The 14,492-nt window shown below is 44.7% G+C and carries 14 protein-coding genes and 1 pseudogene; 10 read left to right on the top strand and 5 right to left on the bottom strand.

The genetic code is table 11. From position 1 onward, the window contains the following. A partial coding sequence (locus tag AC3WU2_RS10765; RefSeq protein ID WP_492453908.1) for a hypothetical protein occupies positions 1-292 on the top strand: 292 nt, incomplete at its 5' end. Between the two features lie 367 nt (positions 293-659). After that, positions 660-1,091: a hypothetical protein gene (locus AC3WU2_RS10760; RefSeq protein ID WP_492453907.1), complete on the top strand. Its 432-nt coding sequence runs from the start codon at positions 660-662 to the stop codon at positions 1,089-1,091. A 699-nt stretch (positions 1,092-1,790) separates the two neighbouring features. Here AC3WU2_RS10760 and AC3WU2_RS10755 read toward each other — a convergent pair. Both AC3WU2_RS10755 and AC3WU2_RS10750 read right to left on the bottom strand, forming a co-directional pair. Beyond that, positions 1,791-2,162 carry a putative periplasmic lipoprotein gene (locus AC3WU2_RS10755; RefSeq protein WP_492453905.1) on the bottom strand — a complete coding sequence of 124 codons (372 nt, stop codon included), beginning with the start codon at positions 2,160-2,162 and terminating at the stop codon, positions 1,791-1,793. A gap of 223 nt (positions 2,163-2,385) precedes the next feature. Beyond that, positions 2,386-2,616 (bottom strand): annotated as a pseudogene (locus tag AC3WU2_RS10750) (thiamine pyrophosphate-binding protein); the annotation flags it as partial. A 264-nt stretch (positions 2,617-2,880) separates the two neighbouring features. Here AC3WU2_RS10750 and AC3WU2_RS10745 point away from each other — a divergent pair. Further along, positions 2,881-4,350: an erythromycin esterase family protein gene (locus AC3WU2_RS10745; protein ID WP_492453903.1), complete on the top strand. Its 1,470-nt coding sequence runs from the start codon at positions 2,881-2,883 to the stop codon at positions 4,348-4,350. 76 nt (positions 4,351-4,426) lie between these two features. Here AC3WU2_RS10745 and AC3WU2_RS10740 read toward each other — a convergent pair whose 3' ends face one another. Further along, positions 4,427-5,170: a suppressor of fused domain protein gene (locus tag AC3WU2_RS10740; RefSeq protein WP_492453901.1), complete on the bottom strand. Its 744-nt coding sequence runs from the start codon at positions 5,168-5,170 to the stop codon at positions 4,427-4,429. Positions 5,171-5,337: 167 nt separating this feature from the next. On the opposite strand from AC3WU2_RS10740, the gene AC3WU2_RS10735 reads away from it, so the two are divergent. The 5 genes from AC3WU2_RS10735 (at position 5,338) to AC3WU2_RS10715 (ending at position 9,827) form a co-directional block, all read left to right on the top strand. Next, on the top strand, positions 5,338-5,763 hold the full coding sequence (locus AC3WU2_RS10735; RefSeq protein WP_492453899.1) for a MarR family winged helix-turn-helix transcriptional regulator: 426 nt from the start codon (positions 5,338-5,340) through the stop codon (positions 5,761-5,763). A 3-nt stretch (positions 5,764-5,766) separates the two neighbouring features. Then, entirely contained in the window at positions 5,767-6,813 is a 1,047-nt protein-coding gene (locus AC3WU2_RS10730; RefSeq protein WP_492453898.1) for a beta-carotene 15,15'-monooxygenase, read from the top strand. Between the two features lie 132 nt (positions 6,814-6,945). Beyond that, entirely contained in the window at positions 6,946-7,830 is an 885-nt protein-coding gene (locus AC3WU2_RS10725) for a helix-turn-helix transcriptional regulator (protein WP_492453896.1), read from the top strand. Positions 7,831-8,045: 215 nt separating this feature from the next. Next, entirely contained in the window at positions 8,046-8,249 is a 204-nt protein-coding gene (locus tag AC3WU2_RS10720) for a helix-turn-helix domain-containing protein (RefSeq protein ID WP_018756908.1), read from the top strand. Between the two features lie 342 nt (positions 8,250-8,591). After that, entirely contained in the window at positions 8,592-9,827 is a 1,236-nt protein-coding gene (locus AC3WU2_RS10715) for a site-specific integrase (protein ID WP_492453894.1), read from the top strand. A gap of 81 nt (positions 9,828-9,908) precedes the next feature. Here the strand turns inward: AC3WU2_RS10715 and AC3WU2_RS10710 are convergent, their stop codons facing one another. Both AC3WU2_RS10710 and AC3WU2_RS10705 read right to left on the bottom strand, forming a co-directional pair. Next, positions 9,909-10,913: an N-acetylglucosamine kinase gene (locus AC3WU2_RS10710; RefSeq protein WP_492453892.1), complete on the bottom strand. Its 1,005-nt coding sequence runs from the start codon at positions 10,911-10,913 to the stop codon at positions 9,909-9,911. After that, positions 10,910-12,211, bottom strand: coding sequence for a 6-phospho-beta-glucosidase (locus tag AC3WU2_RS10705; RefSeq protein ID WP_492453890.1), 1,302 nt, complete (start codon positions 12,209-12,211; stop codon positions 10,910-10,912). The genes AC3WU2_RS10710 and AC3WU2_RS10705 overlap by 4 nt, the downstream gene beginning before the upstream one ends. Positions 12,212-12,534: 323 nt before the next feature. Here AC3WU2_RS10705 and AC3WU2_RS10700 point away from each other — a divergent pair, with 323 nt between their 5' ends. After that, positions 12,535-13,398 carry a MurR/RpiR family transcriptional regulator gene (locus AC3WU2_RS10700; protein WP_018756912.1) on the top strand — a complete coding sequence of 288 codons (864 nt, stop codon included), beginning with the start codon at positions 12,535-12,537 and terminating at the stop codon, positions 13,396-13,398. 179 nt (positions 13,399-13,577) lie between these two features. Then, positions 13,578-14,492: an N-acetylmuramic acid 6-phosphate etherase gene (gene murQ, locus AC3WU2_RS10695; RefSeq protein ID WP_492453888.1), complete on the top strand. Its 915-nt coding sequence runs from the start codon at positions 13,578-13,580 to the stop codon at positions 14,490-14,492.

Here is a 14,492-nt window from a genome sequence, read left to right as displayed (position 1 = left end):
CAGGAAGAACCCGCTCCAAAAGAAGCACTTGTCCTTCAAAAAGAACCCGCCCGGAGAGAAGAGCTCGCTACTCTCCAGGAAGAACCCGCTCCAAAAGAAGCACTTGTCCTTCAAAAAGAACCCGCCCGGAGAGAAGAGCTCGCTACTCTCCAGAAAGAACCCGCTCCAAAAGAAGCACTTGTCCTTCAAAAAGAACCCGCCCGGAAAGAAGAGCTCGCTCAAAAAGATTTCTTCTAAACGGTCGATAAAAAAGGTGAGTAGGAAAAGGAAAATGATAAGAAAGAAAAAATAATAAGTCTTAGCGCAACCAGACAAAGAAGACCGGGCCAGAATAAGAGCCATCAGGTGAATGAAGGCTCTTATTTCTTAGCTCTCTGTATCACTTCCAAAATCCAGACGGATTCAAAACACCCTGTTTTTTCATTGCGAATCACAGTACGTTTATCATTATCCAGTACCATACGGCAATGCCCAAGACTATAATACATATATAGCGTAAAAAATGAACACACGAAAGTAGGACACTATGGGTTTTAAAGATGAACTTAAACGTGGAATGAGTGACGCGATGAAAGATGTAAATAAGACGTGGAAGATTGATTATAAAGGGCATTGTGTTGAAATTATACACCAGTTAAAAGAAGAGTGTCTTATCATTGATGGAACTACGGTGGATACGAATAATTATCAAAATCGACAATGTTACGGTGCTCGATGATTCACTGGAGCTTGACTTTCTTCCGTGGAACGATAAAGAAAAGATCGTTCCTTTTATTGCGAGACAAGTTCAAACATATAACAAAATAGTAGATGATGGTTTACCGGACGACGAATATTTATATGATGAAAATCATTCGCGATTGGCTGCGGGTTCATCTGATCATCTGGTAGATGACATGCCTACTCCATTCTATGTGAAAAAGCTGCTAAAGCTATTTAAAAGACAACTCCAACATCCTACGAACAAAACACGAAAGGCAACCTACGAAGAAGTCATTTTTGACAATATCGCTAGCTACGGGGAAGAATTTATCGAACATTTCGAACAAGCTAGGTGGGATGAATCTCTCGTACAGCAAGAGGCATTATGACTTCTTTTAACATGCAGCACATAGAGAGGTTGTAAAGTTCTCAATCACTGTGCTTGGTTGTACGAATTGTGAGAAATATAAAGAGCTGTTATTCACATTAGGCATGCATGAAGAATTTGCATTATATGTCATATTTGCATTGAAAAATGGAACAAGACAAACGAATGACCAGCTCGCTCAGTCTGTCCATGGCTGGGGCAAAATAGCTGCAGTTCGACGGCTCCAAGCAACAACGCCAGAAATAAAACAATGGTTGCTGACAAAGGGCTGTGAAAATGCCATTATGAATGAATATTTAGCCTATACCGCAAGTTAGCAAATCAGTTTTTATCAAAATAAGTTGAGAGAAGATTCCTTCTCTCAGCTTGTTTTTTTCTGTCTAAAAACTATAATCAACCATTGGCCGAGCAGCTCAATGCTACAGAGAAGCTATGTACTTTGAAAGGTTGATCGCGGATCCTAAGGCAATGTCTGAGGCGGATTTTGAATGGTTGATTGATCGAGCTTCAGATGAAAAGGAATATCAGAAGCCTGCTTCCAAAAGAAAGAATGGAAAGCGGGCTTCTCTTGTTAATTTCCTGTCATTCGGTTAAGGGTACTCGTCCTTGGATGACTTTCGCTATAGTCTTTCTTAACGAATTATAGCCTTTCAAAATTTTTTTTATGTAATCGTTATATTTCCAGAAGTTGTTTCGATCTTCACATTAAATGAGCCATCCCCAGTCTGTCCCTCAGTTTTGCGATTGCTTTGCTTGCTATCATCCAAAGGAATATCACGGATAACTGAGGCATTTTTCCGATATTCACAATTTCTCTAAAGTCACTCTTTAATCGAATGTTGATTGATTCTTTTTCCTCATCAATCACAATTCCCGGTCCTGCAACATTGTGCCAGGAAGCTTCAAGTGACTCGATATCTGCTGATTCTACGACGACTGTTGTACTGCCATGATCGATATTGATGCTTTCTATTCCCTTAATAGATACAGTTTGTAAATCCTCATCATTAGAACTACAAGCACTTAGAAAAAGAACTCCCACGATAAGTAAACAAACCAAATATTTATTCATTTTCTCACCTCTTCATGATTGTAAAACTGATTATATAAGATTACTTAACGTCACTTTCAAGCTGTTTTTATATTATATAAATACTTGAAAATGACGTAACGTCATTTTGTATAATGGAGCCAATGTTAAAGACAAGGGGGCTATAAGAAGACATGAAACAAGGAGATGTCATTATTTATGCATGAGTTATAGTAGGAGCGGGGATTGGACTTATGCTAGATCAAGCATTTCCTGGTGCCGCATAACCTGAGTTCAATTCGTTCCGCCCACTAATAAACCGGACGCCGTTATACCGCTCCAGCGTATCCAATAGTGTAAAATTATAGTCTCCGGCAACACCAAAAATTTCGGTAATGCCCTCCAACTTTAGGCAATCGAACAAGTACTGGCCAAGTGTTTTTTGAGCTGCTCCAATTTGAGGGTTAGAGCTGCCCACCCCTGACATCGTTCCCATCTCTTGCTCACTCCCTATTCTTTTAAGTCTGTTCTTGTATAAGATTCCCTTTTCATTGGACTGGTTATTCACTAAGAGATGTTCTATATGCTAGTGTTCTGTGTGACCAAGAATACTCCAAATCCAAGTATCCATGACTATAATCAACTCCAGCAATATTATTGTGTTCAAATAAAGATAGCAATAATGATCAAAAAGGTAGGGTGCAATTTATGTATTCTTGAAAAAGAACGTAAATTACTTTTCGGTGAGGAGTTAGATTCAATGACATGGAACACGAATACCCTTGGTTTGCGTCGCTTTTTGTGCATGCCGCTCACGTTGATCATGCTTAGTACCTTGATGACATCTGCTGTTATTCCGGTAAAGACCGCATATGGGGAAGCTGCGGCGAGAACTTCGTCCCAACCCATGAACGAGACAATAGTACATGAACAGCAAGTCAGAACAGCAAGATCGTATCAGGCCGCTTTATCCGATTGGAAACGTTGGGCCGCGGATCATGCTTATACCTTAAATGCGATTCAACCGGAACCATGGTCTTCGAACGGAGGATCCATTGCGCAGGACAAATTTAGCGATCTCGATATGCTGATCCCTTTGCTCGCTGACAAGCGAATTGTCTATTTGGGGGAAAATTCACATGGGGTGGCCGAATTTAACCTCGTCAAAACGCGCCTCATTCAATATTTGCACCAAACGCTAGGATATAACATGGTTGCATTTGAAAGTGGTTTGGGCGATGCTGCCCTTGCACAGGGACGGATAAAAAAGGCTGCGACCCAGGAGACGATGATGCGTTCCATATTTGGCGTATGGTGGACGGAAGAGACGAAGCCGCTATTCGAGTACATAAAGGAGACACATAAGAGCGATTCGCCTTTGCGGCTGACGGGTTTCGATATTCAGGTGCAATCCCCGCTATTTCAGGATGCGAATTGGATTCCAAGCAAAGGGCTGAAGGACAGAGCGTTGCAAGCGGAACAAGAGGTTCATAAGTGGAGAATGAGCAAGGATCTCAGCGGATTCCGCAAGGCCAAGCGTGAGCTGATAAAGGTGTATGAAGAGTTATTGCAGGTCGTGACTAAGAATGAAAATGCGCTGAAGATGGACTATCCCGATGAACCGCATATCGTCAAATTGATGAAGCGAGCGCTAGAGGATCGCATCCGGGTCATTCAGGAGTTTAATGAGCTGTGCATCCAATCCAATATTTTAACAGAACAAGGTGATTATAGTGGCGCTCAGTCTATGATGACATGGCGCGATCGGGCGATGGCTAGCAATCTTGCATGGCTGGCGACAGAAATTTATCCGGAAGAGAAAATCATCGTATGGGGCCATAATGGCCATATCAGCAAAGCACAGTCTCTCATTTCCACCATGCCGAAGAGTATGGGAGAGCTCATGCCGAAGGAGCTGCAGCAGGAAAGCTACGTCATGGGTCTATTTATGGGCGAAGGACAAGTGGCCGAGAACACGAGGGAACCGCTTAAGCTGGATCCGATGATCCCGGGATCTATGGAAGATATTTTATCGGCAGTAGGACAGCCATATACATTTATGGATTTACGCTATCGGGAAAATGAACGGGGAAATTCGTGGATGTTCGAACGGATGATAGCCTCTTATCAGGTGATGATGCCGATGCCGCTAGAGCTAAGACGGCATTTCGACGGCGTTCTGCTGATCAAACAAGTGAAGATGCCGACATATTTGCCGCATGAAAAATAGGTGACGGCAGATATACCAAGCTGCTTTCTGTATGGAACAGAAGGCAGCTTGTTTAGCTTTCGCTCAGGTCTATGTACTATTTGCAAGTATTCATTCTGTTTGCATGTAACTCAAGTACTTCATCGTCCAACTCCAATAATTTGTCCATCAGTGCATCCATGCCATGCTCTAACTTATAATCCATCTCCTCTTTATACAGAGGAATCAAGAAATAGGTATGAATCTTATTCCCGTCTTTAGTAGGGATGACGCTGATCTCTTCATTTAATTGATAGAGTACAACCCCATTCAACCCGGTTCCGTCGGCATAGGGTTCATAGTCCTGGTAATTGGGGATGGTATGTCCATAACCCAACCACGTATTATACTGATGGGGAAAACGAGCCATCTGCTTCATGAGTCGGATCGGCCAGTAGTTGTTCTCATCCTTGACGGATTCTTCTGTCAGTTCCCAGGAAGCGGGAAGAAACATCATAACTTCCGCCCGATCGTATTGATCGTCTAGCTCAGCTAGTATTTCATCTGGAAGCGTCATCGGCAAGTCACTCATACCGTTCGTGTATAGTACCCAGAATGGCTCTTCTTCCGTAGGTTCCATGATATTTACATCAATATGTATGGTGTCGGATATAATCTCATGAAAGACACTGCTTGTTCGTCCGGGAAATACCGTTTCGAAATGTGCAACGATTTCTTCCACGTATTCCATTGGAGCTGGTGGCGCATAATCAGCACTTTCTTCGTATTTGTAAATCGTAGTGCCGTCATTCGACTTTTCTCCGTCGTTCTTACCCCCGAATATCTTTTTAAGGAAACTCATCTAATCCTCTCTCCTCATCTCAGTTGGTGGAAAATATTGATAATGTTAGTCTATCATATTACAGCCCCCTTCTGACAAGGATATCCTTACCTCAATTTCATATGTACTTTTACTTTATTTTACTTTATAGTTAAGTCAACTTAATTATTAAGCGAGGTGTATTAATCGTGAAAAATGATCTTATTCAACAAATTAACGGTTTACTAAATCGTTTAAGCGTTCAATTAGCAAGCAGATTTGAGCATCAAATTGATAATGAGCTCACAGTGAAGCAGGTTTTATTATTAGAGCTCATCCGGACCGGATGCGCTTCAACGAAGGATTTAGCTGCTCAATTGAATATATCTATGAGTGCCGTTAGTCAAATTCTCAACAAACTAGAGACCAAAGAATACATTACCCGCAGTATCAACCCGGAAAATCGTCGTGAAATTGTACTGAAGCTGGCGGCGAAGGGCGAGCGGTACTTCGAAGAAGCGCAAACGTTTGAAGAGGAGATCAACCGCGAGGTTTACGGACAGCTGCCTGTAGAAGACTTGGAGCATATGGTTCGTATCCTCGAACAATTAAACGGGATTGTGAAAGGGGAATAGTCGATGCGTGTCATTGAAAGGGGTAAGTATGTTTGGTTATTATTGTTGGGTTTTGTTCTATGCAGTAATTTCATGCTCTATCGCACGCATTTCGGAGATCAATTACTCCCATCCCACACGAATGGGGTCGTATTAGGGTCCTTATTTGATCTGATCATCATGCTGCCTCTACTCTCGATGTTGTACCGTAAGAAGTTCTCTCTTAAGACAGCTGTGATTCTGTCTGCGGCAGGATGCATATTAGCTAGGTTTCTCATTCCGCATCATCTATTAGAACCCTTTGCGGCGGTTACTTGGGCCGGTATTGCAGTCGAGGCGGGGCTCATCATCTTTGAACTGATGCTCATTGTTACGCTTGTCCATTACATGCCCAAAATCATAAAAAAGGTGAAAACGAGCACACTACCGGCCGTTTTTGCTTTCCCTCAGGCAATCGATGAATACATACACAAAAATCCAATTATTCAGATGATCTGTTCGGAGGCGATGATGTTCTATTATGCTTTCTTTAGCTGGAAAAAGACGCCGCCGTCAGGGATCACACTGTATAAACGCTCAAGCTACATTGCATTCCAAGTGATGATGATCCATGCCATTGTCATTGAAACATTAGGCATCCATCTATGGCTGCATCAAAAATCAATCGTTATTTCGATCATCTTACTCGTTCTGAATGTATATTCGGTCATTTTTTTCTTGGCGGATATTCAAGCGGTCCGATTGAATCCGGTCCATATCCACAAGGGCTCCTTGTTTCTCTCTCTTGGATTAATGAAGCGTGTAGAGATCGAATTTGATAACATCGAGTGTATTATCGAAGATCCTGCGATTCTTGCAAACAAATTATCGAAGGATACGATGGAGTTCATTGCGCGAGATTTTGAAAAGGTTCATCCGGATCTCATTTTAAAAATGAAAACACCTGTCAAAGCAACCTTAATGATGGGCATTCAAAAGGAATATTCCCAAATCGCTATACGCTCGGACCAGCCGACGCAGCTCAGAGAAATGATTGTGCATCAAATGGAGAATAACAGCCTGGAGTTTTAAATCGCAGCACGTGAGGAGATGGGGTGATATATCCGTTTCCCGCGTGCTTTTTTCAGAGCAGGCGAAACAAAGCAATATATGTCAAAAAAGCAGCGGCTGCTTCTGCTATTTTATTCCTAAGGAGGTTATAAATTGAGCTACAGTCCGATCATCCAACAGTCTATTGCCTTTATAGAGACGCATTTGCACGAAGAATTGTCGCTAGAGAGCATGGCTAAGTTTGCAGGGTTTTCAAAGTATCATTATCATCGGATTTTTCAGCAAGAGGTTGGAGTAACCGCATCTGAATATATCCGATTTCGGAGAATTGCAAATTCGTCCAATATGTTACTGTTCACAGATGACAAAATTATAGATATTGCGATCTATTATCGCTTTGAAAGCCAAGAATCGTTCACCCGTTCTTTTAAGAAATACTATCAATTACCGCCAGGGCAGTATCGCAAAATCATGGGCAAATTAACGATGCAAAGGGAGGAAATGAAAATGAAAAATGAACAATTATTAAAAGGATGGCAGTTAAGCGGAAGTCACCCCTTTAATTATCAGATGGGGATTGACCGGGAAACCTTCCATCAAGGGAAAGCGTCCGGATTTTTAAAGTCGGTTACCGTGGTACAGACGGAAGGCGAGTTTGCAACAATGATGCAGCAATTCAAAGCGGACAAATATATCGGCCAAAGATTAAAGCTCTCAGGGTTTATCAAAACAAAGGCAGTGAGCGGGTTTTGCGGGTTCTGGATGCGAGTCGACGATGCGCTTCATGATGTACTGCAATTTGATAACATGAGTGACCGCCCTATTATCGGAGATACGGCGTGGAACCATTACAGCATCGTGCTGGATGTGCCGGATCATAGTGCCGCGATTGCTTTTGGTGTGCTGCTGTCCGGAAGCGGGCAGGTCTGGATTGATGGGCTGCAATTCGAGGAAGTGGATACCAAGGTACCTACGACAAATATTGATTTTTCGTGTGATCTTCTAGACGAGCCTATGAATTTATCGTTTGAGGAGTAGACAAAGAAGAACATTCGTATACCATAGCCATCTAGTCGCATTCGATCATACTAGAACCTGTATGATTTTAAATCTGCGACGGCTTCGGTATACGAATGTTTTTTTGTTTCTTGGTACTAATTTCGGATATTGGAGTTGCATAGGAATCATTTTAAATAACTTAGAGTAATAGGACAATTCATGCGAATTGTATAAATGACATAAGAGGTGATTTAATGCTGACACGAAAAAAAGAAGATCTACCTGAAGTAATGACTGTTGCGGATATTCAGAAATTTTTAGGTATTGGGAAAGTTCAAGCATATGATTTAGTTAAATCAGGCAAATTCCACGTTGTACATGTGGGGAGAAGGATTATCATTTCAAGGAATGGATTTTTAAAGTGGTTTGATGGAACTAGTGAGGAGCAGGCTGAGTAACCCCTGCTTCTTTTTTTATTTGGCACTACATCCGGCACTAAAGTTGGCACTATACTCCCGATGATTATAAGCTACATAAGGAATTAATAAATTATTAGGATCCGCATAGAATCTAGATATTCCAATACTTTGAATGATCTCTGAAGTCTAATAATGATTGGAGATAATAACCAGATAAATGACCCTAACACTATTGAAGGGTAGGGCGGCTGAGAAAAACCCTCTGTTCACAAAGGTTTTTTTCATATGCTGGGTAGTCGTTGGCGGGGAATTGGCGGCATATACTGATACGGATTAGACCGTATGCTTCAGGCGGCAGCTTGGTGTAAAGGGGATGAGTCGATGCCTGTGTATAAAAATCCGAAGGCGAAGCGGAACCCATGGTATATCGAGGCGGAGGCGGGGCGAGATCCGCAGACAGGCAAGCGGATACGCTACAAACAGCGCGGATTCAGCACGAAGAAAGAAGCGGAGCTTGCGTTAGCGAAATGGCGATGCGAGATCGAGGAAGTGTTGCGAAAGTCAGAATATGGCGCAAGTGTAGATGTTCCACAGTGCAATACAATAGGATCCGTTGGACTGAATTTTGCCACTTATTCGCAGCGCTGGTTAGCGCAGCGCCGCGGTCTAAGTGAGAATACGCAGGAGCTGTATCAGTCGATTTTACGGACCCATCTTCTTCCCGCGTTTGGCATCATGCAGCTAACCTCGCTGACACCGCAGCAGATTCAACATTTTGTAGATACCTTGTACTCGAAGTCTTTGTCCGACACGACCATCAAGCGCATCTTCTCACTACTGCATGCGATATTACAAGCGGCGGTTAGGGCAGAACATATTCCTCGCAATACAGCGGCGCAGATCGAGAAACCGACCATCCGTCGCCGGAGGTTCGTGGTCTGGTCACTCGATCAAATTCGTGACTTTCTGAGGCGTCTACAGGCAGAGGGAGATCGCTACGCAATCGCATTCTCCCTTGCTGTGCTCACCGGCATGCGGCAGGGAGAAATTCTCGGCTTACGTTGGCAGGATGTCGATTACCGGCAAGGTGTTATTCGGATGCAGCAGACGCTCACCCATCGTGGGAAGGCTTTTCAAGCAGGAGGCAAAACAGCGCAAAGCGTGCGGGTCGTTGCGTTATCGCAGGAGACGGTTCGCATGCTTGAAGCGCATCAGGCTTTCTTGATCGCTGAATGGGAGGAGAAGCGTAGATTAAGGTGTCTTCATGAGATCGAGAGCGAACATGAGGTGCTTGCAGAGGAGACGCTGAGACCGCCAACGCTTGTCGTCAGTACGCCTGAAGGAGGCCCGCTCTCGCCTCGCCTGCTGCATCGTTTATGGCTGCGCCTGCTTAAGGATTGGCAGCTTCCGCGCATTACGTTTCACGACTTGCGGCATACCCATGCGAGTATTCTGCTGCAGCAAGGCGTTCACCCCAAAATCGTATCCGAACGGCTCGGTCACGCCTCCGTTCATATGACCCTCAATACGTACTCCCATCTTCTTCCTCATCTTCAGCATGATATGATCGAGCCCCTAGACCAACTCCTTTTTAGCCAGCCCTTGCTCCCGTCTTAACACACGGATAAACGCAAAGAAGCTAAGGCGGAATGACAGCCTTAGCTTCTTTGACTTGAGAAGGGAAACCATGGATTCATGCTACAATCGATTTTCTACCGAGTGGATGACCTTCTGGCGAGCTGCTTGATCCACCGGTTGGCCGTGCGCAAGCTCCAGCGCCCATAGCACGGCGCCTGTAGCTGGCGGTACTTGCAGCAGGATGTAGTTGCAGTGATGTGAGGTTAATTGTTCGACATATCGTTTGTATTTCTGTAATAGTAGCGGGCTCTCCGCTTTGACCCATACCGAACCAGCGAGTACAATGTCCACCTCATGATCGAAGTCTAGGTGATGCATGCAGCCGACCGTCGAGCAGGCAAGCTGCTTGGCTGAGTGTTCGATGATGTCCAGAGCCGCCAAATCCCCTTGATCTGCACAGGAGAACAGGATTTGCATCAGCTCGGTATTCGGAAGCGTCCGCTGAAGCATACCAGTTAACGCATATTCAATGAATAATTCCTGACTTGGGATCCGAAGCAGCTCCATCACTGGTCCGGTCATCGTCGTTGCCGGTCCCATCCGGTAATAGGCGTCATACACTGCCCGGAGCGTTTTTCTCGCGAGATAAAACCCTCCCGCTTCATCGCCGGACAGCTCGCTGCCAACACCACCTACCTGCAGGCGCTTTCCGCTTGGGGATATGCCGCCAGTGGAGGTGCCGGAGCCGTTGATGGAGCATATGCCGTATCCTTTTTCACTGCCTGCTTTTACGCCAAGAAAAGAGTCATTGTCCATCGCATAATGCGTAAACCCGATTTCCTCAATCACTCGGCATAAATTCTCTTTCTGAGAAGGGATGTCTGCGCCTGCGAGTCCGAATGCCCCGGCTGCAATGTCGCTCATAGTTAACTGATTCCGTGTCAGCAAATGCTGAATATTCTCATTCATGATACGGAATGCGCTTGCATAGGCGTCGGGGAATTGTTCATGACTACACGTGCCAGTGTTGATGTGATCCACGAAACTCCCTTGCAGATCAAACAGGAAATAGTCGGTTTTGCTATTGCCGCCATCGACGCCAATAACGTACTTGCTGGTCATCATACTTTCGTTTCCTTTGCGAAAAATTGCGGGAGATCGGCCTTGTGAGCAGCTTTCAACTCACTGAAGCATTGGGATGCGACATTGTAGTCGCCGACCAATGGATTCATTAACAGGGCACGCATCGCCGCATCCTCATCCCCGTGTACGGCAGCGGCAACGGTCTCGCGCTCATAGGCTTTAACCATCCGCATGTAGTCGATAATATGCTGATTGTGGAAGCCGCTGACCTCTAGCGGTACTGCGCCGTGTTTGCCAACAACCGCGCACACTTCAACGGCGTCCGTGTCCTCCATGAAATCTAATGCCCCGTTATTCAGCAGGTTCACGACATGGATCTCTTGTTTATCATTATAGATCGCATCCACAAGACTGATCGCCACTTCAGAATAGTTCGCACCGCCGCGGGTGGATAGCAGCTCAGGCTTGGTATGAAGCTCGGCATCCATGTAGATATTCAGCAGTTCTTCTTCGATCTGCATGCACTTCTGGCCGCGCGTTAATTCACTTTCTTTGAGCAACTTAAGCTTCTTTTCTTTGAAATAATAATATTCCAAATAGGAAGAAGGGATCGCCCCTACCATTTGAATGATATCTTTCGAGAATCCGCTCGAAGGGATATTCTTCATCGCTTCGCTATTCAGGCCCATCTCTAGCGCGGTTTTTAGATAGTCTTTGCCGTCTTGCTCGATGGATGTGATCCAACTCAGATGGTTAAGGCCGATATAGGTGAAATTGGCGCGTTCGAGCTGCAGGGTTTCGCGAATACTCTTGAACATGTTGAAGGGCACATTGCACAGGCCGAGCATCTTGACCTTGGTGTGATTGAGAATCGCTTCGGTAATAATGCCTGCCGGATTGGAAAAATTGATGAGCCATGCCTCAGGGCATAGCTCCTGCATGCGTTCCGCAATATGGAGCATCACCGGAATGGTGCGCATCGCTTTGAAGAATCCGCCGATTCCACATGTTTCTTGGCCGATTAAATCATATTTCAGCGGGATCGATTCATCGATAACTCTGGCGGGGAGCTTGCCAACGCGAATTTGCGCGAGTACGAAGCTCGCATCACGCAATGCTTCATCCAAGTTCTGGGTCATGACTACGCGGCAGGACAGGTTCGCTGCCTGAATCATCCGTTCGCATAGACTGCCTACAATTTTAAGCTTTCTATCATCGATATCCATCAGAACGAGCTCATCGATCGGCAAAACGTCTTTACGCTTGATCATGCCTTCAATGAGCTCGGGCGTGTAGGTGCTGCCTGATCCGATGATCGCAATTTTCAATCTACTATTCATCCGCTTCTCCACCCTTCGATCCTTAGTTATCCGGAAAATGTTGCCATAAGATTACGCTGTTATTATAGCATTGCATTTTGAATTGCCGCAATATAAAATAGAATTAATATTTCATGATGATAATAAATTTTTGAAATAAAATTTTGAACTTGTCTTCTAGTTGGCCCTACTTCGGCCTCTGGTATAATTCTTGTATTTTTACACCATTCCCCTTATGATGAAATTAAATTTCATGATGGACCAGGGAAGGACTTCGTTTTCCTTTATAGTAACCGTTATGTACTTCATGCAACATAAATCATAATGACGAGTAGGGAAGAGACATGTCAATTAACGATAATATTCTAATTAAAATTCGGGACATGAAAGAAAGCTTGACGCCCGTAGAGAAGCTGGTTGCCGAGTATATCTTAGAAAATTTGGAAGATATCCCGCATCTATCTATCAAGAATCTCGCACAACTGACCAAGACTAGCGACGCATCGGTCCTTCGTTTCTGTAAGACGATGGGCTATACCGGCTACCGTAGTTTTATCGTAAGTATTTCAGCTTCGCTCGGTTCGATGGACGAGGACGAGAAGGATCAATATACGGATATACAGCCTGGAGACGATCTGTCCGTCATTATCTCGAATATTTCTCGCAACAATATCAAATCGATTGAAGACACGCAGAGCGTCATCGACAAGAATGAAATCGCTCGGGCGGTCCAAGTACTGCGTCAAAGCAAACGCATCGCGTTCTTCGGGATCGGCGCTTCGAGTCTGATCGGTATTGATGCGGAGCAGAAATTTACCAGGATTAACAAGGTGTGTCATACCTATGCGGACGGTCACAGTCAGCTGACGGCAGCGGTGCTCATGGAGAAGAACGATGTGGCTATCTTTATTTCGAATTCCGGCGATACGGTGGAAATCCTTGATTCGCTCGAGATTGCCAAGAAGAACGGCGCATGTACGATTGCCATCACCAAATATCATAAAAGTGAGCTGGCGGATAAAGCGGATATCGTACTAAGCATCTCTACGCCAGAAGTTACGATTCGAAGCGGGGCGATGGGATCGCGAATTGCGATGTTGACCGTGATCGATATCCTTTTTGCAGGCGTAGCCAGCGCCGAGTATAAGAACGTCAAGAAATATTTAACCAAGACGCATAATATATTATCCAGCAAACATCGGAAATAAGTGATACAGACATCGGTCTATTGCCATAGAGCCGGTGTTTTTTGTCGAAATAGGGAAATAAAAAAACAATAATTTATTTTATAATAAAATTTTATTTCAAAAACTATTGACCAGATTGAAAATACTGGATAATATGAATTTAAGATAAATACATCACCAGGATGGATAGGAGGATGGCAATGGATGAATATCTGGCGAGATTGACTACGGAAGCGATCAATGAGACGACACGGATAATTGATGAATGTTCAACCGAGGAAATGGTTCGTCTCATGAACGAGCAGGATGCTACGGTTCCGGGTGCAGTCGCAGCAGAAATACCGCATATTGCAAGAGCGGTTGACATACTGCATCATGCGCTCAAGAACGGCGGCAGAATGTTCTACGTAGGAGCTGGATCTTCTGGCAGACTTGGTGTACTCGATGCATCGGAATGTCCTCCTACGTTCGGCATTAACCCGATGATTGTACAGGGACATATTGCTGGAGGCGATGGAGCGCTGAGAACCGCTGTTGAAGGTTGTGAAGACAATGCAGAGGAGGGTATAGCACTTATTGAACGGTGCGGGGTGACAGACAAGGATGTTGTTATCGGCATTACGGCCAGCGGAAGCGCACAATTTGTGATTGCCGGACTTACGAAGGCGAAGGAAATTGGAGCCGCAACGATCGGTGTCGTCAATAACAAGAATTCCAAATTAGAGCCTGTCTGCGATGTATGCATAGCGCCCGTTGTCGGGCCAGAGGTCATCATGGGTTCTACTCGATTGAAAGCGGGTACAGCACAGAAACTTGTACTCAACATGCTCACGACATGCACGATGGTGAAGCTCGGGAAGACGTATAACAACCTCATGGTAGACTTGAAGGCAAGTAATAAAAAATTGCGAGACCGTTCCGTTCGGATCATTCGGTCTGCGACAGGCGTCGATGCCGGTACAGCTGCTGCTTATTTAGAAAGCGCTTCCATGAGCTGTAAGCTTGCCATTATGATGATTAAAACCGGTCTGGATGCGGAGGAAGCAGAGCAAGTGTTGGAACAGTTTGACGGCAGTTTGAAAAAGGCGATCGGCAGTTTTAACAAGGTAGTGTAA

The organism is Paenibacillus sp. EB106-05-06-XG162, assembly GCF_058791655.1.
This window is presented reverse-complemented; position numbering and strand designations above follow the sequence as displayed.

What these genes read in the sequence shown, in the direction of transcription:
- AC3WU2_RS10705 (WP_492453890.1), bottom strand. Translation starts at nt 12,211, where the DNA reads ATGAATAGTAGATTGAAAATTGCGATCATCGGATCAGGCAGCACCTAC.
- AC3WU2_RS10710 (WP_492453892.1), bottom strand. Translation starts at nt 10,913, where the DNA reads ATGATGACCAGCAAGTACGTTATTGGCGTCGATGGCGGCAATAGCAAA.
- AC3WU2_RS10700 (WP_018756912.1), top strand. Translation starts at nt 12,535, where the DNA reads ATGTCAATTAACGATAATATTCTAATTAAAATTCGGGACATGAAAGAA.
- AC3WU2_RS10720 (WP_018756908.1), top strand. Translation starts at nt 8,046, where the DNA reads ATGCTGACACGAAAAAAAGAAGATCTACCTGAAGTAATGACTGTTGCG.
- AC3WU2_RS10740 (WP_492453901.1), bottom strand. Translation starts at nt 5,170, where the DNA reads ATGAGTTTCCTTAAAAAGATATTCGGGGGTAAGAACGACGGAGAAAAG.
- AC3WU2_RS10760 (WP_492453907.1), top strand. Translation starts at nt 660, where the DNA reads ATGGAACTACGGTGGATACGAATAATTATCAAAATCGACAATGTTACG.
- AC3WU2_RS10745 (WP_492453903.1), top strand. Translation starts at nt 2,881, where the DNA reads ATGACATGGAACACGAATACCCTTGGTTTGCGTCGCTTTTTGTGCATG.
- AC3WU2_RS10715 (WP_492453894.1), top strand. Translation starts at nt 8,592, where the DNA reads ATGCCTGTGTATAAAAATCCGAAGGCGAAGCGGAACCCATGGTATATC.
- murQ (WP_492453888.1), top strand. Translation starts at nt 13,578, where the DNA reads ATGGATGAATATCTGGCGAGATTGACTACGGAAGCGATCAATGAGACG.
- AC3WU2_RS10755 (WP_492453905.1), bottom strand. Translation starts at nt 2,162, where the DNA reads ATGAATAAATATTTGGTTTGTTTACTTATCGTGGGAGTTCTTTTTCTA.
- AC3WU2_RS10730 (WP_492453898.1), top strand. Translation starts at nt 5,767, where the DNA reads ATGCGTGTCATTGAAAGGGGTAAGTATGTTTGGTTATTATTGTTGGGT.